We start from the raw sequence: 17,831 nt of genomic DNA, 5'->3' as shown, positions 1-17,831 counted from the left end.
GGGCTGTCCAGAAGAAGAAAAAAATAAAGGAGAACCAACCCCCCCCGAACACGCAAAAAGGCCCCCCCCCCCCAACAGCCCCCCCCCGGGCCCCTTCGTACGTATGCCTACTTGCTCGCGCACTCCGCGCAGGTGCCGAAGATCTCCACCGTGTGCGCCACGTTCACGAAGCCGTGCTCGGCGGCGATGGCCTCCGCCCACTTCTCGACGGCGGGGCCCTCCACCTCGACGGCCTTGCCGCACAGGCGGCACACCAGGTGGTGGTGGTGCTCACCGGTCGAGCAGCGGCGGTAGACCGTCTCGCCCTCGCTGGTGCGCAGCGCGTCCACCTCGCCGGCGTCGGCCAGCGACTGGAGCGTGCGGTAGACCGTGGTCAGACCGACCGAGTCGCCCTTGTGCTTGAGCATGTCGTGCAGCTCCTGCGCACTGCGGAACTCGTCCACGTCGTCGAGTGCCGCGGCCACCGCCGCGCGCTGGCGGGTGGACCTGCCTCGAACCGGGGCTCCCACGGTTGTCTCCTCGCGTCTGCGCTCTGGTCTGGGCCTGCCGGGCCATTGTGCCAGGTCGGCCCGGACCGGGGTCAGGTCCTGGCCACCGGCTGGGCCGGCACCGAGCACTCCGCCGGATCCCCGGCCGCCCGCGCGGCGGCCGCGGCCCGTGCCCTGCGCCTGGCCAGCGGCGTCGCGAGGACCGTGAGGGCGATGAACACCCCGATGGTCAGCAGCACGATCGTCGCGCCCGGCGGCACGTCCTGGTAGTACGAGGTGGCCGTGCCGCCGATCGTCACCGCGACGCCGATCGCCACGGAGATCGCGAAGGTCGCCGCGAAGCTCCGGGTGAGCTGCTGGGCGGCCGCCACCGGCACCACCATCAGCGCGGAGACCAGGAGCAGGCCCACCACGCGCATGGCGACGGTCACCGTGACCGCGGCGGTGACGGCGGTGAGCAGGTTCAGGGCGCGCACCGGGAGCCCGGTCACGCGCGCGAACTCCTCGTCCTGGCTGACCGCGAAGAGCTGGCGGCGCAGACCGACCGTGACCAGCACCACGAAGGCGGCGAGCAGGCAGATCGCGCTGACGTCCTCCTCGGAGACCGTCGAGAGGGAGCCGAAGAGGTACGACTGGAGGTTCGCGTTCGACCCGCCGGGGGCGAGGTTGATGAACATCACGCCGCCCGCCATGCCGCCGTAGAACAGCATGGCGAGGGCGATGTCGCCGCGCGTCTTGCCGTACCAGCGGATCAGCTCCATCACCACGGCGCCGACGATCGCGACGGCCGTCGCCATCCACACCGGGGACGCGGAGAGCAGGAAGCCGAGGCCGACGCCGGTCATCGCGACGTGCCCGATGCCGTCGCCCATCAGCGCCTGGCGGCGCTGGACGAGGTAGATGCCGACGGCGGGCGCGGTGATGCCGACCAGGACGGCGGCGAGCAGGGCCCGCTGCATGAAGGCGTACTCAAGGATTTCCATCGCCAGGGTCCTCAGGTGAGCAGGCCGGTGCGGACCGGCTCGGCGTCGGCGGCGTGCGGGTGGACGTGGTCGTGGCCCGGCAGGGCGTGCTGGCCGACCGCCCGCGGGGGCGGCCCGTCGTGCAGGACGCAGCCGTCGCGCAGGACCACGGCGCGGTCGATCAGCGGCTCCAGGGGGCCCAGTTCGTGCAGGACGAGCAGGACCGAGGTGCCCTTGGCGACCTGCTCGCGCAAGGTGGCCGCGAGGACCTCCTGGCTGGCCAGGTCAACGCCCGCCATCGGCTCGTCCATGATCAGCAGCTCGGGCTCGGAGGCCAGCGCGCGGGCGATCAGGACCCGCTGGTGCTGGCCGCCGGAGAGCGCGTTCACGGAGTCCTTGGCGCGCTCGCCGAGGCCCACCAGCTCGATGGCGCGGGCGACGGCCTCCCGGTCGGCCTTGCGGAGGACGCCGAAGCGGGCGCGGGACAGCCGCCCGGAGGCGACGACCTCGCTGATCGTGGCCGGGACGCCGCCGGCGGCGGTGGTGCGCTGCGGGACGTACCCGACGCGGGCCCAGTCGCGGAAGCGGCGGCGCGGGGTGCCGAAGATCTCTATGTCGCCGCCGCTCACCGGCACCTGGCCGATGATCGAACGCACGGCGGTGGACTTGCCCGAGCCGTTGGCGCCGAGCAGGGCGACGACCTCGCCGCGCCCCACCGTGAGGTCGATGCCGCGCAGCACGGGACGCGAGCCCAGCTCGGCCGTCACCTTGCGCAGGGATATGACGGCGTCCCCGTCCGCGGACGTGGCGTGCTTGCTCATGGCTCGTGCCTCCGTAGCCACAGGGGGTGGGGTCATTTGGCGCCCAGGGCCTTGCGCAGGGCCTTCAGGTTGGACTCCATGACCTGGAGGTAGTCCTGGCCCTTGGACTTGCCGGTGATGCCCTCGACCGGGTCGAGTACATCAGTCCGCAGGCCCGCGTCCTTCGCCAGGGTCCTGGCGGTCTCGTCGCTGACGAGCGTCTCGTAGAAGACGGTGGTGACGCCGTCCTCCTCGGTCATCTTCTGGAGGTCCTTGACGCGCTTGGCGCTCGGCTCGGCCTCGGGGTCGAGGCCGCTGATGGCCTCCTCGGTGAGGCCGTAGCGCTCGGCGAGGTAGCCGAAGGCGGCGTGGGTCGTGATGAACACCTTGTTCCTGGTGTTCTTCAGGCCGTCCTCGAAGCTCTTGTTCAGGCCATCGAGGTCCTTCACCAGCTTCGCGGTGTTCTTCTTGTACGTCGCCGCGTGGTCGGGGTCGGCCTTCGCCAGGGCCTTGCCGACGCCCTCGGCGACCTCGGCGTACTTCACCGGGTCGAGCCAGATGTGCGGGTCGGCGCCCTCGTGGGAGTGGTCGTGGCCCTCTTCCTCGTGCCCCTCGGCGTGCCCGCCGACCTCGGTGCCGTGCTTCTCCATGCCGGTCAGGGAGCCGGCGTCGACCTTGGTGTCGATCCCGGACTGGTCGATCGCCTTGTCCACGGCGGGCTGCAGGCCCTTGAGGTACAGCGCGACGTCGGATTCCTCCAGCTGTCCGCGCTGCTTGGCGGAGACGTCGAGGTCGTGCGGCTCCTGGCCGGGCTCGGTGAGGGTGGTGACCGAGACGTGGTCGCCGCCGATGCGCTCGGCGAGGTACTGCATGGGGTAGAACGACGCCACCACGTCGAGCTTGCCGTCCTTGTCGTCCGCGGTGGAGGAGCAGGCGGTCAGCGCCGTGAGGCCGAGGACCGTCGCGGAGGCGAGGGCGGCGGTGGGTATGAGGCGTCGTCGTACGTTCATGACACTCATTTTCAACAAATGTGGAAACGATTGTCAATAATGCTCCCGGCGGGGGCCCGGCAACGCTCCCGGCGGGGGTCCGGCGGAGGCTCGGCGGCAGGGCCCCGAAGCGGCTCGTGGGGAACCGATTTGATTAGGGGGGCCGGGCCGCCGGTAACCTGAGGCATTCGCCTCGCCCACCGTCTTATGAAGAGAGCACCGTGGCCGCCGACAAGATCGACACCATCGTCAGCCTGAGCAAGCGCCGTGGCTTCGTTTTCCCCTGTAGCGAGATCTACGGCGGCCAGCGCGCCGCCTGGGACTACGGACCGCTGGGCGTCGAGCTGAAGGAGAACCTCAAGCGCCAGTGGTGGCGCTACATGGTCACCTCGCGCGAGGATGTCGTGGGCATCGACTCGTCGGTGATCCTGGCGAGCGAGGTCTGGCAGGCCTCCGGCCATGTCGCGACCTTCTCCGACCCGCTCACCGAGTGCCTCTCCTGTCACAAGCGCCACCGCGCCGACCACCTGGAAGAGGCCTACGAGGCCAAGCACAACCGCCCGCCGGCCAACGGCCTCGCGGACGTCAACTGCCCCAACTGCGGTACCAAGGGCCAGTTCACCGAGCCCAAGCAGTTCTCCGGCATGCTCGCCACGCACCTCGGCCCGACGCAGGACACCGGCTCCGTCGCCTACCTGCGCCCCGAGACCGCCCAGGGCATCTTCACCAACTTCGCCCAGGTCCAGCAGACCTCCCGCCGCAAGCCGCCGTTCGGCATCGCGCAGATGGGCAAGTCCTTCCGCAACGAGATCACGCCCGGCAACTTCATCTTCCGCACCCGCGAGTTCGAGCAGATGGAGATGGAGTTCTTCGTCAAGCCGGGTGAGGACGAGCAGTGGCAGGAGTACTGGATGGAGCAGCGCTGGAACTGGTACACCGGCCTGGGCCTGCGCGAGGAGAACATGCGGTGGTTCGAGCACCCGAAGGAGAAGCTCTCCCACTACTCCAAGCGCACCGCTGACATCGAGTACCGCTTCCAGTTCGGCGGCAACGAGTGGGGCGAGCTGGAAGGTGTCGCCAACCGCACCGACTACGACCTGACCGCGCACTCCAAGGCGTCCGGCCAGGACCTCTCCTACTTCGACCAGGAGGCGGGCGAGCGCTACACGCCGTACGTCATCGAGCCCGCCGCCGGTGTCGGCCGCACCATGCTCGCCTTCCTGCTCGACTCCTACTTCGAGGACGAGGCGCCCAACGCCAAGGGCAAGCTGGAGAAGCGCACGGTCATGCGCTTCGACCACCGCATCGCCCCGGTGAAGGTCGCGGTGCTCCCCCTGTCCCGGAACCCGGAGCTCTCGCCCAAGGCCAAGGGCCTGGCCACCGCGCTGCGCCAGAACTGGAACATCGAGTTCGACGACGCGGGCGCCATCGGCCGCCGCTACCGCCGCCAGGACGAGATCGGCACCCCGTACTGCGTGACCGTCGACTTCGACACCCTCGACGACAACGCCGTGACGGTGCGCGAGCGTGACTCGATGAAGCAGGAGCGGGTCTCCCTCGACCAGATCGAGGGCTACCTCGCGACGCGCCTCGTGGGCTGCTGACCCACGGCGCGTGACGTCGGGCCCCCGGTTCCGCTCATGGAGCCGGGGGCCCGACGCGTTCCGGGGCCTCTGTCTCCGGGGCCTGTGCTTCCGGGGTCTGTACGAGGATGACGGCGCCGCTCGGCCGGGGCGCGCGGAGCAGCGTCATGCCGTACGCGCGCGGCGGCGCATCCCAGCCGTCCGGCGGGGTGATCTCCACCGTCCGCGAGGCGAAGTCACCCACCGAGCGGCAGGCCCACCAGTGGTCCAAGTCCGGCCGCTCGGCGCGCAGTCGGGCCGTGACTCCCTGGAAGGCGGGGGAGTGCGGGCGCCGGTCGGCGCGGGTGCGCACATGCCGGTACAGGTCCATCGCGACGGGCTCCCAGGCGGGCAGCAACCGCTGGTGCCCCGGGTCGCAGACCAGCAGGAGCAGCAGATTGCGCCGCTCCTCGGGGAAGCCGCCGGGGTCCGGCCACAGCGCCGCGTACGCGCGGTTCCAGGCGAGGATGTCCAGCGCGGGGCCGAGCAGCAGGGCCGGGCTGTCCGGCCAACTGTCGAGCACCGCCCGCAGACCCGGGTCGCCGGCGTCGTCGCCGTCCTGCTGCCGGGCGGTGAAGCCGGCGAGGGCCAGGGCGTGCCGGTGCGCCTCCCGACCGAGCCGCAGGGCGCGGGCCACGGCGTCGAGGACCTGCCGCGAGGCGTCCACCCGCCCCTGCTCCAGCCACGTGTACCACGCCACGGAGACCCCCGACAGCGCGGCGACCTCCTCCCGGCGCAGCCCCGACGTACGCCTGCGCCGCGTGGCCGGCAACCCCACGTCGGCGGGCGCCAGCCGTTCGCGGTGGGCCCGCAGGAAGCCGCCCAACTCCCGCCGTAGTGCCGCCTCGTGCGCCGCAGCCACTGTCCCCATGCCGCCCAGCCTATGACCTGGGCTCACCCCCATGGACGCCTGTCTGGCCGGGGCGCCCGGCACGGCGGAGGCTTTTTCCATGACCGAAAAGAGCGCACACGCACCCGCCACGCCCACCATGTGGCGCCGCCGCAACGACTCCTCCGACCTGGCGCGGCCCCGCCCCTTCGTCCGCGTCTACACCGGCCCCGGCACCCTGGACGCCCTGGCCGCCTCGTACGAGCGCCTGCTGGGCACGGAACGGGACATGTGGTTCATGTACCCGGAGAAGCGACTCGCCCTGGCCGCCGTCGGCCCGTTCCTCCTGATCGAGGGCACCGAGGAGACACTGGCGCCCTTCCGCGCGACGGACGGCACGCTCCTCGTCGACTCGGCGCGGGCCTATCTGAAGCGCCTGGCGGCCGAGGGCGCCGAGATCACGGAGCCGCTGATCGCCGTCCCCACGGGCTCCGGCTTCACGGCACGCCATGCCGACGGCACGATGATCGAGTACGTGGAGCACCGGCCGGACCGGGACGGTCGCTGAACCGGGTCGATCATGCCGCGCCGCCGCAAACCGGGTGCCGGTCAGGGCCGGATGTGTTTCAACGTGAACTCGGGCCGGGCGTACGGGCCGGCCTGCGGGGCCTCGGGATCGGCGGGGACGTCGGCGTAGGTGATGTGCGATGCATGTGTTTCGGCGTTGTCGATGGGCGTGTAGGCCAGTTCGGACTCCGCGGGGAGTTCCCAGAAGCGGCGGGTGTTGGCGGAGACGGCGTACACCGTGGCGAAGCGCGTGGCGAGCGGGGCGGTCAGCGCGGCGCGGCAGAAACCGACGGCATCACGCGGGCTGAGCCAGGTCGCCAGGTGGCGCGACTCGGTGGGCGCCTCCTCGAAGCTGCCGATGCGCAGGCAGATCACGGAGACATCGAACTTGTCCGCATACAGCCGCCCCAGGGCCTCGACGGCTGCCTTGCTCACCCCGTACAGGCCGTCGGGGCGCACGGGTTCCCGCGGGTCAGTGCGATGGGCCGTGGGATAGAACCCGCTCACGCGGTTGCTGCTGGCCAGCACGACCCGCGGAATCGCCGCCCTTCGGGCAGCTTCCAGCACATGGTGGGTGCCCAGCACGTTCGCGTCCAGCAGATGCTCAAGCGGCGCCTCGTCCGGCAGGCCGCCCAGATGGAGCACGGCGTCCGCACCCGCGAGCGCGGTCTCGACGGCCGCCGCGTCCCGAAGATCGACGGTATGGACCACCTCGTTCCCGGCCTCGGCCCGGAGCGGAACGCGGTCGAGCAGAACCAGGCGGCTCACCTCGCCGCGCAACGCCCGGCGCACGACCGAGCCGATGTTCCCTGCCGCCCCGGTGACGACCACCGTTCCCATCCCCACTGCACACCTCCGCCGTGCGAACCCAGCAACGTCCTGATCCGGACAGGCAGTGATCCTCTCATCGCCGGCCACGACGCCCAACGGGTGCGGAGCCGGCCGGGAGGCGTCAGACCCGTACCGGTTGGGGCTCCCGCTCCAGTCGCTGGGCCGTCCGCTCCGCGGTGCCCCGGGCCCAGCGCCCGCTCGACAGCGCCCCGAGCAGCAGCACCGCGAGGCCGCAGCCCGCGATGATCCACCAGGCGGGCCGGCTGGCCCCGGCGAAGTCCCTCGCGTACGACGACGCCACACCCGAGGCCAGGACCGCGCCGATCACCGCGACGCCCAGCGTCTGGCCGATCTGGCGGCTGGTGGAGGCGACCGCCGCGGCCACGCCCGCCTGGGCGCGCGGCATCCCGGCCACCGCCGTGTTGGTGATCGGGGCGTTGACGAAGCCGAAGCCGAGCCCGAAGAGGACGTAGCCGACAAAGCGGGTCCCGCCCGTGTCCTCCGCCTCGAACGCGGCGAAGAGCACCCCGGACGCCGTCATCGCCACCCCCGCGACCAGCAGTGAGAGGCGCGGCCCGCGGCTGCCGACCAGCCGCCCCGACAGCGGGGCGCAGACCAGCGTCATGGCCGCCATCGGCAGCATCCACAGCCCGGCGTGCAGCGCGTCCAGACCCCGTACGTCCTGGAGGTACAGCGTCGACAGGAAGAGGAAGCCGGCCAGCGCCGCGAACGCGCTCACCGCGATCACGGTGGCCCCGGTGAACGGCGCCGACCGGAAGAAGCGCAGGTCGATCAGGGGCTCGGCGCGGCGCGGCTCGTAGCGGAGCAGGCCGAGCAGGGCCAGCAGGGCGGCGCCCGCGAAGGAGAGGATCAGCGGGGACGTCCAGCCGGCCGTGGGCGCCTCGATGATCGCGTACGTCAGCGCGCCGAGCAGCCCGATCACCAGCAGCTGCCCGACCGGGTCCGGGCGGCGCGGGTGCGGGGCGCGGGACTCGGGCACGTACCGCGTGGTCAGGAGGAGCGCGGCGAGGCCGACGGGCAGGTTGATCCAGAAGATCGAGCGCCAGCCGACCGAGTCGACGAGGAGCCCGCCGACGAGGGGGCCCGCCGCCATGGAGATGCCGACGACACCGCCCCACACGCCGATGGCGCGGGCCCGCTCGCGCGGTTCGGTGAAGGTGTTGGTGATGATGGACATCGCGACGGGGTTGAGCATCGAGCCGCCCACCGCCTGGACCATGCGGAACGCCACCAGCGACTCCAGGTTCGGCGCGAGCGAGCAGAGCACCGAGCCCAGGGTGAAGACGGTCAGGCCCGCCCGGAAGACCTTGCGCCGGCCGATCCGGTCGGCGGTCGAGCCCGCGAGCATGAGGAGCGAGGCGAGGACGAGCGTGTACGCGTCGATCGTCCACTGCATGCCCGAGACGCTCGCCTCGAACTCACCGCGCATGGCGGGGAGGGCGACGTTCAGGACGGTGTTGTCGAGGCTGACGATCAGCAGGCTCATGCAGCAGATCGCGAGGACGAGCATCCGTCGGCGGGAGGTGAGTTCATCGGCCATGTAAGTGACGGTAACGCTCCGGGCCACGCCCTAGGCGAGCCGTCGCGGCAGCCGCAGACTCAGCAGCGCAAGGCCGAGCAGCCCCACGAGCTGCGCCCCGAGTACGACGACGAACGCGTCCCGCATGCCGAGCCCCGGCACGAGCGCGAGGAACAGCGAGCCGATCGTCGCCACGCCCACCGCCAGACACGACTGCTGCACGGTCGCCGCGAGCCCGCTCCCGGCGCCCGCCCGCGCGGCCGGTACGGCGGCCAGGACGAGCCGGAAGTACAGGGCGAGTTCGACGCCCTGCCCGAGGCCGCACAGGACGAGCCCCGGAGCGAGCGCGAGCGGCCCGAGCGAGGGCCACGGCAGCCACAGAGCGGTCAGGGCGAGCACCACCAGGCCGAAGCCGTGCGTGAGCGCCGCCGCCGTCATCGCCCGGCCACCGAGCCGCGACGCCAGTCGCGGGGCGAGGACCGAGGCGGCGAACTGCGCGAGGCCCATGGGCACGAGCGTCAGGCCCGCCGTGAGCGCGCCGTAGCCGAGGCCCTGCTGGAGCGTCACCGCGGCGACGAACATCCAGCCGCTGAACCCGATGAAGATCGGCAGCCCGAGGGCGATCCCCCTGCGGACACCGGGCTCGCGCAGCAGCGACGGCGGCAGCAGCGGGCTGCCCCCGGTGCGCTCCGCCCGCCGTTCGACGGCCGTGAACGCCAGGCCCAGCGGGGGCGCGGCGGCCAGCAGCAGCACCGACCACAGGGGCCAGCCGGTGGCCCGGCCCTCGGAGAGGGGCAGCAGCAGGGCGGTGAGGGCGGCGCCCAGCAGCAGGGTGCCGCCGACGTCGCCGCGCCGGGGCCGCTCGGCCCGGCTGTCCGGCACCGCGCGTACCGCGCAGAGCAGGGCGGCCACCGCCACCGGCACGTTCACCAGGAACGCCATGCGCCAGCCGGTGCCCGCGAGATCGGCGGCGACCAGGACCCCGCCGAGCACCTGCCCGAGGACGACGCCGAGCCCGCTGACGGATCCGTACGCCGCGACGGCCTTCGCGCGCCGCTCGTCGCGGGTGGTGGCGTGGAGGGTGGCGAGGACCTGCGGCAGCATCAGCGCGGAGGCCGCGCCCTGGGCCGCGCGCGCTGCCACCAGCCACCACACGCCGGGCGCGAGTCCGCAGGCCAGCGAGGTCAGGCCGAAGGCGGCGACGCCCCACAGGAACAGCTTCCTGCGGCCGTACGTGTCCCCGAGCCGCCCGCCGAGGACGAGCAGCACGGCGTAGGCCACCGCGTAGCCGGCGACGACCATCTCCAGGGTGGCGGGGGAAGCGTTGAGGTCGCGTCCGATGCCGGGCAGGGCGACGTTGACGACGAAGAAGTCGATGCTGGAGAGGGCGGCGCCGAGCAGGACGGTGAACAGGCCGAGGGGCGTGAGCGGGGCGGGGTCGGGGGCCGGGGGCGCGGGTGTCTTCGGTGAGTGGTTCGAGAGCGTCACGCCGACGACCCTCGTGCGGCCCGGGGAGGGGTACCAGGGCGTCTTCATCCTGGTACCGGAGGCACCTGGAAACGGGATGGGCCGTCCGTCAGGCTTGCTCCGTGACGACGACCATCACCACGAGCACGAGCACGAGCACGAGCACGACCGGGGGCGCGGCGAGGGGCGCCGGCGCCGACATCCGCAGGCGGGAACTCGCCGCCTTCCTGCGCAGCCGCCGCGAGCGGGTGACGCCCGAGCAGGCCGGGCTGCCGCGCGGACCCCGGCGCCGCACCCCGGGGCTGCGCCGCGAGGAGGTGGCGCAGCTGTCGAGCGTGGGCGTCACCTGGTACACGTGGCTGGAGCAGGCGAGGCCGATCACGGTCTCGGCGCAGGTCCTGGACGCCGTCGCCCGGGCGCTGCTCATGGACCCCGGCGAGCGCGCCCACCTCTTCGCCCTCGCCGGCGCCGTCGACCCGCGCCCGGAGGCCGGGCGCCCGGCGCTCTCCGCGCCGGTCCGCCGGCTGATGCACCGGATCGCGCCCTATCCGGCCACCGTGCAGAACGGCCGCTACGACGTCCTCGCCCACAACCGTTCCTGGACGCACGTCTTCGGGGACTTCGACGCGATGGAACCGCGCGACCGCAACTGCCTGTGGCTCCTGGCCACCAGCCGCCGCTGGCGCGAGACCTGCCTGGACCGGGACGAGATGCTGCGCGACCTGACGGCCAAGTTCCGCGCGTCGATGACCGAGCACGGCGCGGAGCCCGGGTGGAAGGAGCTGCGGGACCGGCTGCTCGCTCGGTCGGCACAGTTCCGCGAGCTGTGGGAGCGGCACGAGGTGGCGACGATGGTCCCGCACGTCAAGCGGTACCGGCACCCGCGCGTGGGGCTGCTGCGGCTGGAGCACCGCATGCTCTGGACGGCCCCGGTGGCGCGGGCGCACCGCCTCATCGCCTACGTCCCCGCGGACGACGAGACGGAGGAGCGCCTGGAGCGGCTCGCTGAGCTGTCGCAGCCGTCGTCACGGGCGCCGGGCGAGTGAGGGACAATAGAGGGTCCCGTCGTCCGTCCCGGAGAGCACCCATGCCGTCCCAGCCCCTCACGATCGGCCCGCACACCGTACAGCCGCCCGTCGTGCTCGCCCCCATGGCGGGCATCACGAACGCGCCGTTCAGGACGCTGTGCCGGGAGTTCTCCGGCGGCAAGGGCCTCTTCGTCAGCGAGATGATCACCACGCGCGCCCTGGTGGAGCGCAACGAGAAGACGATGCAGCTGATCCACTTCGACGCGACGGAGAAGCCGCGCTCGATCCAGCTGTACGGCGTCGACCCGGCGACCGTCGGCAAGGCCGTCCGCATGATCGCGGAAGAGGACCTGGCCGACCACATCGACCTGAACTTCGGCTGCCCCGTCCCCAAGGTGACCCGCAAGGGCGGTGGCTCCGCGCTGCCGTACAAGCGCAACCTGCTGCGCGCCATCCTGAAGGAGGCGGTCGCCGGCGCGGGCGACCTGCCCGTGACGATGAAGATGCGCAAGGGCATCGACGACGACCACATCACCTTCCTGGACGCGGGCCGCATCGCCGTCGAGGAGGGCGTCACCGCCATCGCGCTGCACGGCCGCACGGCCGCCCAGCACTACGGCGGCACGGCCGACTGGGACGCCATCGCCCGCCTCAAGGAGCACGTGCCCGAGATCCCGGTGCTCGGCAACGGCGACATCTGGTCGGCGGCGGACGCGATCCGGATGATGGACGAGACGGGCTGCGACGGCGTCGTCGTGGGCCGCGGCTGCCTCGGCCGGCCCTGGCTCTTCGGCGACCTGGTGGCCGCCTTCGAGGGCACGGGCGCCCCGCAGGCGCCGACCCTGCGCGAGGTCTCCCGGGTCATGCTCCGCCACGCGACGCTGCTCGGCGAGTGGATCGGCGACGAGTCGCGCGGCGTCATCGACTTCCGCAAGCACGTCGCCTGGTACCTGAAGGGCTTCGCGGTCGGCTCGGAGATGCGCAAGCGCCTCGCGATCACCTCCTCGCTCGCCGAGCTGGAGGACGGCCTCGGCGAGCTGGACCTCGACCAGCCGTGGCCCACGGGCGCGGACGGCCCCCGCGGCCGCACCTCGGGCAACAACCGCGTGGTCCTGCCCGACGGCTGGCTGAAGGACCCCTACGACTGCGCGGGCGTCGGCGAGGACGCGGAACTGGACACCTCGGGCGGCTGAGTGGACGACGCCGTCGCCGACGACCACGCCCGGACGTCCGCGTACCTGCGCGTCGTCTCGGTGACCGCCGCCTCGCAGAGCCGCGACCGGGACCGCGCCATCGTGGCCGCGATCCTGCGCGACCCCAACGAGATGGGGGCGAAGACGGCGGTGGTCGCCCTCGTGGACGAGATCGCGAGGAAGGCGACCGGTCCCGCCGAGTTCCGGCGGTGAGCGGACGAGCTGCTGCCGGAGATCGACCGGCTCAGGACGCAGGCGTACCGCGAGTTCATCCTCCGGCGCGTCCAGGACTGGCTGTTCCACCTGGCCGTCGAGGACGGCCACGTGCCGACGGCGGCCGAGTTGGCGCAGGTCACGGACTGGATGCAGCGCCATCTCGCCGAGTGGTCGACGTCGCCGGCGGTGCTCGCCGTGGTCGCCGGGTCGGCCCGCACCAAGAAGACCCGGAACATCGCGAAGAACCGAGCCGGCCGCCGTCCCCGCTGACCACGCCCGAATGCCCGAAGAGGCGGCACCCCCGCACAGGGTGTCGCCTCTTCGTCGTGGGCCGGGGCCGCCGCCGCATCGGTACTGAGGGTCGGGGACACGGCGGCGGTCCCGGGGCTCTACCGGTGGTCGCTGCCCGTCGAGTGCGAGGCCGCGCGGCCCGCTTCGAGCCGGGCCACCGGGATGCGGAACGGTGAGCAGGAGACGTAGTCCAGGCCCACCTCGTGGAAGAAGTGCACGGACTCCGGGTCGCCGCCGTGCTCGCCGCAGACGCCGAGCTTCAGATCGGGGCGGGTCTCGCGGCCCGCCTTGACCGCGTCCTTGACCAGCTTGCCGACGCCGTCCTTGTCGATGGTCTCGAACGGCGAGACGCCGAAGATGCCCTTCTCCAGGTACGCGGTGAAGAAGCTCGCCTCCACGTCGTCACGGGAGAAGCCCCACACGGTCTGCGTGAGGTCGTTCGTGCCGAAGGAGAAGAACTCGGCGGCCTCCGCGAGCTGGCCGGCGGTCAGCGCGGCGCGCGGCAGCTCGATCATCGTGCCGAGCGCCAGCTTCAGCTCGACGCCGGTGGACTCGACGACCTCCGCGATGACCTGCTCGGCCTCCTCGCGGACGATCTCCAGCTCCTGGACCGTGCCGACCAGCGGAATCATGATCTCCGCACGCGGGTCGCCCTTGGCGTTCTTGCGCTCGGCGGCCGCCTCCGCGATGGCCCGCACCTGCATGGTGAACAGGCCCGGGATGACCAGGCCGAGGCGCACACCGCGCAGGCCGAGCATCGGGTTCTGTTCGTGCAGGCGGTGCACCGCCTGGAGCAGGCGCAGGTCGTTCTCGTTGGAGTCCTTGCGGGACTCGGCGAGGGCGACGCGCACCGACAGCTCGGTGATGTCGGGCAGGAACTCGTGCAGCGGCGGGTCGAGCAGGCGGATGGTGACGGGCAGGCCGTCCATCGCCTCGAACAGCTCCACGAAGTCCCGCTTCTGCAGCGGCAGCAGCCCCTTGAGGGCCTCCTCGCGCTCGTCGTCGGCGTCGGCCAGGATCAGCCGCTCGACCAGCTCGCGGCGCTCGCCGAGGAACATGTGCTCGGTGCGGCACAGCCCGATGCCCTGCGCGCCGAAGCGGCGGGCGCGCAGCGCGTCCTCGGCGTTGTCGGCGTTGGCGCGCACCCGCAGGCGCCGCACCCGGTCCGCGTACGCCATGATCCGGTGCACGGCGGCCACCAGCTCGTCGGCGTCGTCGGCGCCCGCGTGCATGCGGCCCTCGAAGTACTCCACGACGGGGGAGGGCACCACGGGTACCTCGCCGAGGTAGACCTTGCCGGTCGAGCCGTCGATGGAGACGACGTCGCCCTCCTCGACCACGGTGGAGCCGACCGTCATCCGGCGCCGCTTGGTGTCGACCTCCAGCTCCTCGGCGCCGCAGACACAGGTCTTGCCCATGCCGCGCGCCACGACGGCGGCGTGCGAGGTCTTGCCGCCGCGCGAGGTCAGGATGCCCTCGGCGGCGATCATGCCGTCGAGGTCGTCGGGGTTGGTCTCGCGGCGGATCAGAATGACCTTCTCGCCCGACCGCGACCACTTGATCGCGGTGTACGAGTCGAAGACGGCCTTGCCGACGGCGGCACCCGGTGACGCGGCGATGCCCCGGCCGAGCTGCTCGACCTTGGCGCTCTCGTCGAAGCGGGGGAACATCAGCTGGGCGAGCTGGGCGCCGTTGACGCGCTGGAGCGCCTCGGCCTCGTCGATCAGGCCCTGGTCCACGAGCTGCGTGGCGATGCGGAACGCGGCACCGGCGGTGCGCTTGCCGACGCGGGTCTGGAGCATCCACAGCTGGCCGCGCTCGATGGTGAACTCGATGTCGCACAGGTCCTTGTAGTGCGTCTCGAGGGTCTCCATGATCTGCATGAGCTGGTCGTACGACTTCTTGTCGATCTGCTCCAGATCGGCGAGCGGCACGGTGTTGCGGATGCCCGCGACGACGTCCTCGCCCTGCGCGTTCTGGAGGTAGTCGCCGTAGACGCCCTGGTGGCCGCTGGCCGGGTCGCGGGTGAAGGCGACGCCGGTGCCGGAGTCGGGGCCGAGGTTGCCGAAGACCATCGAGCAGACGTTGACGGCCGTGCCGAGGTCGTGCGGGATGCGCTCCTGGCGGCGGTAGAGCTTGGCGCGGTCGGTGTTCCAGGACTCGAAGACGGAACGGATCGCGAGGTCCATCTGCTCGCGCGGGTCCTGCGGGAAGTCCCGCCCGGCCTCCGTCTTGACGATCTTCTTGAACTTGGTGACCAGCTTCTTGAGGTCGCCGGCCTCCAGGTCCGTGTCGACCGTGACCTTCTTGGCCTCCTTGGCCTTCTCCAGCGCGTCCTCGAAGAGGTCGCCGTCGACGCCGAGGACGGTCTTGCCGAACATCTGGATGAGCCGGCGGTAGGAGTCCCACGCGAAGCGCTCGTCGCCGGACTGCTTGGCGAGCCCGGTCACGGACTTGTCGGAGAGCCCGATGTTCAGGACCGTGTCCATCATGCCGGGCATGGAGAACTTGGCGCCCGAGCGGACGGAGACGAGCAGCGGGTCGTCGGCCTGACCCAGCTTCTTGCCCATCTTGTGCTCCAGGGCGTCGAGGTGCGCGCTGACCTCGTCGCGCAGCTCGGTGGGCTCCTCGCCGCTGTCGAGGTACGTCTTGCACGCCTCGGTGGTGATGGTGAAGCCCGGGGGGACGGGCAGCCCGAGGTTGGTCATCTCGGCGAGGTTCGCACCCTTGCCGCCGAGAAGGTCCTTGAGGTCCTTGTTGCCCTCGGTGAAGTCGTAGACGAACTTCACCGCTTCGGTCGCCTCGGTCGTCTCACTCGTGTGAGCTACGTGGAGATCTTTGTTTTCCGACACGGGTCTCGACTCCTCGAGGACTCGGTGGCTGCCCTGACGGCGAGGAACATACCCAGATCGAAGGCGTCTGGGTACGTCCACTTGCGCGTCATGCGGCCGTAACCACCCGTCCGCCGCTAGATCGAAAGTGACTCAGCGGTAGGGAGAGGGAGAAGGTTGTATTCAAGTCTTGAAGTGACTACCCCCGTAGACCCTGCTAAACGCTCAAACGAGCGGGAAGTTCTCAGATGTGAGTTCACGTCGTGAATGATCGAGCATTGGCACTGAGTGCCACCCCTTGGAGAAGTGCAGCCGCCCCGCAATCGCTCATCTGAGCGTAAGATCGTTCAGGCGTGGCGAGAATCACGCTGCTCGGGGCGACCCGATATCGACATCCGGACGCCCTGACGGGACGCGCCCGCGCCGGCCGCGAGCGCCCCGGTGGCCCCGGTCGTGCGAAAACGGGCGCGGTAGGCGGTCGGGGTGACGCCGAGCGTCTGCTGGAACACGCGGCGCAGGGTCTCCGCGGAGCCGAGGCCGGACTCCCTGGCCACCGCCTCCACGGAGTCGTTCCCCGCTTCCAGCAGGGCGCGGGCGGCCTCCAGGCGTACGGATTCCAGGTAGCGGCCCGGCGTCATCCCGGTCTCGGCGCGAAACAGCCGGCCCAGGTGGCGGGCGCTGACGCCGAGCTGCCGGGCCAGGGACGCCAGGCTGTGCGGGGCCGCCGGGTCGGCTCCGATGCCGTCCATGGCCCGCCGCACCACGGGGTGCCCGGCCTCCCGCGGGGTCAGGCGCGCGCTGAACTGGGACTGCCCGCCGGGGCGGGCCATGAAGACGACCAGCTCGCGGGCCACCTCCCGGGCGAGCCCCGCGCCGTGGTCCTCCTCGACCAGGGCCAGGGCGAGATCGATGCCCGCGGTGACACCGGCGGAGGTGATGACGTCGCCGTCCCGGACGAAGACCGGGTCCGCCGCCACCCGCACCCGGGGGTAGGCGGCCGCGAGCTGCCCGGCCAGCCGCCAGTGCGTCGCCGCCCGCCGCCCGTCCAGGACGCCGGTCTGGGCCAGGACGAAGGCCCCGGCGCACACCGAGGCGATCCGGCGCGCGCGCCCGGAGAGTTCGCCGACCAGGGCGAGCAGGTCCGGGTCACCGACGGCCCGCCGCCAGTCGGGGCGGCCGGGGACGACGACCGTGTCCAGCCGCGCGGGCAGGCCCGCCGAGGTCCCGTCGACGCCGACACGCACCCCCGCCGAGGTGCGCGCGTCCCCGCCGGTCGCGGAGACGACGCGTACGTCGTAGTCGCCGCCGAAGGCGTTGGCCGTCGTGAAGACCTCCACCGGACCGGTGACGTCCAGCAGCTGCACCCCGTCGAAGGCGACCACCGCGACGACCCGGCCCGCCGGGCCCTCGGCCGCTACTCCGCCCACGGGGAGTCCAGGATCGCGCGCACGAAGTCCCCTCGCTCGAAGCCCGGCACGTAGTGCGCGAGGACATCCGCCTTGACGTTGCCGAACGTCGTGTCCGGCTTGGGCCGGACCCCGTCGGTGAAGGCCCCGAGGATGCGCCGCTTGAAGTCGGGGCGCGGGTGCAGGGCGACCACCGCGGCGCGGTCCTCGGGCGCCAGATCGTGGTAGCCGATGCCGAGGACGTCGTACTCCACACCGGCCGTCACCAGCGCCACCTCCGGCTCCATGAACTCGGGGATGCCCGGCGTGGTGTGCAGGGCGATGGCGGTCCACACCCGCCGGACGCCCTCCTCGGGCACCTGGCGCGCCCGCAGGAAGCGGCGCGCCTCGTCGGCGCCGTCCACCTCGAAGCGCCGCCCGCTGTCGTGGAAGGGCTCGCCCAGGCCCAGGTCGTGGAACATCGCCGCCACGTAGAGCAGTTCGGGGTCGTGGTCGAGGCCCCGCTCGCGCCCCTGGAGGCTGCCGAAGAAGTACACGCGGCGCGAGTGGTCGTAGATCAGGTCAGAGGTGCTGTCCCGCACCAGCTCGGTCGCTTCCCGCGCGAGCGCTGAGTCCGGCACGCGCACCCCTGCCGGGGCGGAGATCTTGTCCGTCATCGCCTGTCACCTGGTCCTTCGGGTCGACTGTCCGCCGCTGCGGTGGCCTCAAGTCTCCGCGCCGCCGGATCACCGCGCCATGGCCGTGGGGCCACATGTCCCACAGATACGGACA

Annotated in this window: 17 protein-coding genes; 6 read left to right on the top strand and 11 right to left on the bottom strand. The window is 71.9% G+C overall.

Features of this window, described 5'->3' with window-relative positions; genetic code table 11:
- Positions 1 to 107: 107 nt before the first annotated feature.
- The 4 genes from ACZ516_RS03550 to ACZ516_RS03535 all read right to left on the bottom strand — a co-directional run bounded on the left by ACZ516_RS03550 (position 108) and on the right by ACZ516_RS03535 (position 3,260).
- Positions 108 to 509: a Fur family transcriptional regulator gene (locus ACZ516_RS03550; RefSeq protein ID WP_358589046.1), complete on the bottom strand. Its 402-nt coding sequence runs from the start codon at positions 507 to 509 to the stop codon at positions 108 to 110.
- Positions 510 to 580: 71 nt separating this feature from the next.
- Positions 581 to 1,471 carry a metal ABC transporter permease gene (locus ACZ516_RS03545; RefSeq protein WP_358589044.1) on the bottom strand — a complete coding sequence of 297 codons (891 nt, stop codon included), beginning with the start codon at positions 1,469 to 1,471 and terminating at the stop codon, positions 581 to 583.
- Positions 1,472 to 1,482: 11 nt separating this feature from the next.
- Positions 1,483 to 2,271 carry a metal ABC transporter ATP-binding protein gene (locus tag ACZ516_RS03540; protein WP_361080968.1) on the bottom strand — a complete coding sequence of 263 codons (789 nt, stop codon included), beginning with the start codon at positions 2,269 to 2,271 and terminating at the stop codon, positions 1,483 to 1,485.
- A 32-nt stretch (positions 2,272 to 2,303) separates the two neighbouring features.
- Positions 2,304 to 3,260 (bottom strand): metal ABC transporter substrate-binding protein, encoded by a 957-nt coding sequence (locus ACZ516_RS03535; protein WP_469008275.1) that lies wholly within the window; start codon positions 3,258 to 3,260, stop codon positions 2,304 to 2,306.
- A 200-nt stretch (positions 3,261 to 3,460) separates the two neighbouring features.
- Here ACZ516_RS03535 and ACZ516_RS03530 point away from each other — a divergent pair, with 200 nt between their 5' ends.
- On the top strand, positions 3,461 to 4,843 hold the full coding sequence (locus ACZ516_RS03530; protein WP_358589038.1) for a glycine--tRNA ligase: 1,383 nt from the start codon (positions 3,461 to 3,463) through the stop codon (positions 4,841 to 4,843).
- 34 nt (positions 4,844 to 4,877) lie between these two features.
- Here ACZ516_RS03530 and ACZ516_RS03525 read toward each other — a convergent pair whose 3' ends face one another.
- Complete coding sequence (locus tag ACZ516_RS03525) at positions 4,878 to 5,732, bottom strand: helix-turn-helix domain-containing protein (protein ID WP_469008274.1); 855 nt, start codon at positions 5,730 to 5,732, stop codon at positions 4,878 to 4,880.
- 79 nt (positions 5,733 to 5,811) lie between these two features.
- Here ACZ516_RS03525 and ACZ516_RS03520 point away from each other — a divergent pair, with 79 nt between their 5' ends.
- Positions 5,812 to 6,258 carry a VOC family protein gene (locus ACZ516_RS03520; RefSeq protein ID WP_469008273.1) on the top strand — a complete coding sequence of 149 codons (447 nt, stop codon included), beginning with the start codon at positions 5,812 to 5,814 and terminating at the stop codon, positions 6,256 to 6,258.
- Positions 6,259 to 6,299: 41 nt separating this feature from the next.
- On the opposite strand, the gene ACZ516_RS03515 is transcribed toward ACZ516_RS03520, so the two are convergent.
- From ACZ516_RS03515 to ACZ516_RS03505, 3 genes are all read right to left on the bottom strand, one after another.
- Positions 6,300 to 7,097, bottom strand: coding sequence for an NAD-dependent epimerase/dehydratase family protein (locus ACZ516_RS03515; RefSeq protein ID WP_469008272.1), 798 nt, complete (start codon positions 7,095 to 7,097; stop codon positions 6,300 to 6,302).
- Between the two features lie 112 nt (positions 7,098 to 7,209).
- The gene (locus tag ACZ516_RS03510) at positions 7,210 to 8,649 is read right to left on the bottom strand and encodes an MFS transporter (RefSeq protein ID WP_361080958.1); all 1,440 of its coding nucleotides are present in this window, start codon (positions 8,647 to 8,649) and stop codon (positions 7,210 to 7,212) included.
- A gap of 30 nt (positions 8,650 to 8,679) precedes the next feature.
- Positions 8,680 to 10,164, bottom strand: a complete 1,485-nt coding sequence (locus tag ACZ516_RS03505) for an MFS transporter (protein WP_469008270.1) — start codon at positions 10,162 to 10,164, stop codon at positions 8,680 to 8,682.
- A 53-nt stretch (positions 10,165 to 10,217) separates the two neighbouring features.
- On the opposite strand from ACZ516_RS03505, the gene ACZ516_RS03500 reads away from it, so the two are divergent.
- The 4 genes from ACZ516_RS03500 (at position 10,218) to ACZ516_RS03485 (ending at position 12,802) form a co-directional block, all read left to right on the top strand.
- Entirely contained in the window at positions 10,218 to 11,141 is a 924-nt protein-coding gene (locus tag ACZ516_RS03500) for a helix-turn-helix transcriptional regulator (RefSeq protein WP_469008269.1), read from the top strand.
- Positions 11,142 to 11,182: 41 nt separating this feature from the next.
- A complete protein-coding gene (gene dusB, locus ACZ516_RS03495) occupies positions 11,183 to 12,316 on the top strand; it encodes a tRNA dihydrouridine synthase DusB (RefSeq protein ID WP_358589028.1) in 1,134 nt (377 codons plus the stop codon).
- Positions 12,317 to 12,529, top strand: a complete 213-nt coding sequence (locus ACZ516_RS03490) for a hypothetical protein (protein WP_469008267.1) — start codon at positions 12,317 to 12,319, stop codon at positions 12,527 to 12,529.
- A 111-nt stretch (positions 12,530 to 12,640) separates the two neighbouring features.
- Positions 12,641 to 12,802: a hypothetical protein gene (locus ACZ516_RS03485; RefSeq protein ID WP_469008266.1), complete on the top strand. Its 162-nt coding sequence runs from the start codon at positions 12,641 to 12,643 to the stop codon at positions 12,800 to 12,802.
- A gap of 119 nt (positions 12,803 to 12,921) precedes the next feature.
- Here the strand turns inward: ACZ516_RS03485 and ppdK are convergent, their stop codons facing one another.
- The 3 genes from ppdK to ACZ516_RS03470 all read right to left on the bottom strand — a co-directional run bounded on the left by ppdK (position 12,922) and on the right by ACZ516_RS03470 (position 17,716).
- A complete protein-coding gene (gene ppdK / locus ACZ516_RS03480; RefSeq protein ID WP_358587713.1) occupies positions 12,922 to 15,675 on the bottom strand; it encodes a pyruvate, phosphate dikinase in 2,754 nt (917 codons plus the stop codon).
- A gap of 326 nt (positions 15,676 to 16,001) precedes the next feature.
- Positions 16,002 to 17,081: a GlxA family transcriptional regulator gene (locus tag ACZ516_RS03475; protein WP_361080954.1), complete on the bottom strand. Its 1,080-nt coding sequence runs from the start codon at positions 17,079 to 17,081 to the stop codon at positions 16,002 to 16,004.
- Positions 17,069 to 17,716, bottom strand: coding sequence for an HD domain-containing protein (locus ACZ516_RS03470; RefSeq protein ID WP_361080952.1), 648 nt, complete (start codon positions 17,714 to 17,716; stop codon positions 17,069 to 17,071). Before ACZ516_RS03470 ends, ACZ516_RS03475 begins: the two co-directional genes overlap by 13 nt.
- Positions 17,717 to 17,831: the final 115 nt, after the last annotated feature.

The organism is Streptomyces sp. NPDC034037, from assembly GCF_055575715.1.
This window is presented reverse-complemented; position numbering and strand designations above follow the sequence as displayed.

Bases quoted from the DNA above. Each gene is read 5' to 3' on its own strand.
- ACZ516_RS03545 (WP_358589044.1), bottom strand. From the start codon at position 1,471: ATGGAAATCCTTGAGTACGCCTTCATGCAGCGGGCCCTGCTCGCCGCC.
- ACZ516_RS03510 (WP_361080958.1), bottom strand. From the start codon at position 8,649: ATGGCCGATGAACTCACCTCCCGCCGACGGATGCTCGTCCTCGCGATC.
- ACZ516_RS03505 (WP_469008270.1), bottom strand. From the start codon at position 10,164: ATGAAGACGCCCTGGTACCCCTCCCCGGGCCGCACGAGGGTCGTCGGC.
- ACZ516_RS03535 (WP_469008275.1), bottom strand. From the start codon at position 3,260: ATGAACGTACGACGACGCCTCATACCCACCGCCGCCCTCGCCTCCGCG.
- ACZ516_RS03470 (WP_361080952.1), bottom strand. From the start codon at position 17,716: ATGACGGACAAGATCTCCGCCCCGGCAGGGGTGCGCGTGCCGGACTCA.
- ACZ516_RS03515 (WP_469008272.1), bottom strand. From the start codon at position 7,097: ATGGGAACGGTGGTCGTCACCGGGGCGGCAGGGAACATCGGCTCGGTC.
- dusB (WP_358589028.1), top strand. From the start codon at position 11,183: ATGCCGTCCCAGCCCCTCACGATCGGCCCGCACACCGTACAGCCGCCC.
- ACZ516_RS03525 (WP_469008274.1), bottom strand. From the start codon at position 5,732: ATGGGGACAGTGGCTGCGGCGCACGAGGCGGCACTACGGCGGGAGTTG.
- ACZ516_RS03540 (WP_361080968.1), bottom strand. From the start codon at position 2,271: ATGAGCAAGCACGCCACGTCCGCGGACGGGGACGCCGTCATATCCCTG.
- ACZ516_RS03520 (WP_469008273.1), top strand. From the start codon at position 5,812: ATGACCGAAAAGAGCGCACACGCACCCGCCACGCCCACCATGTGGCGC.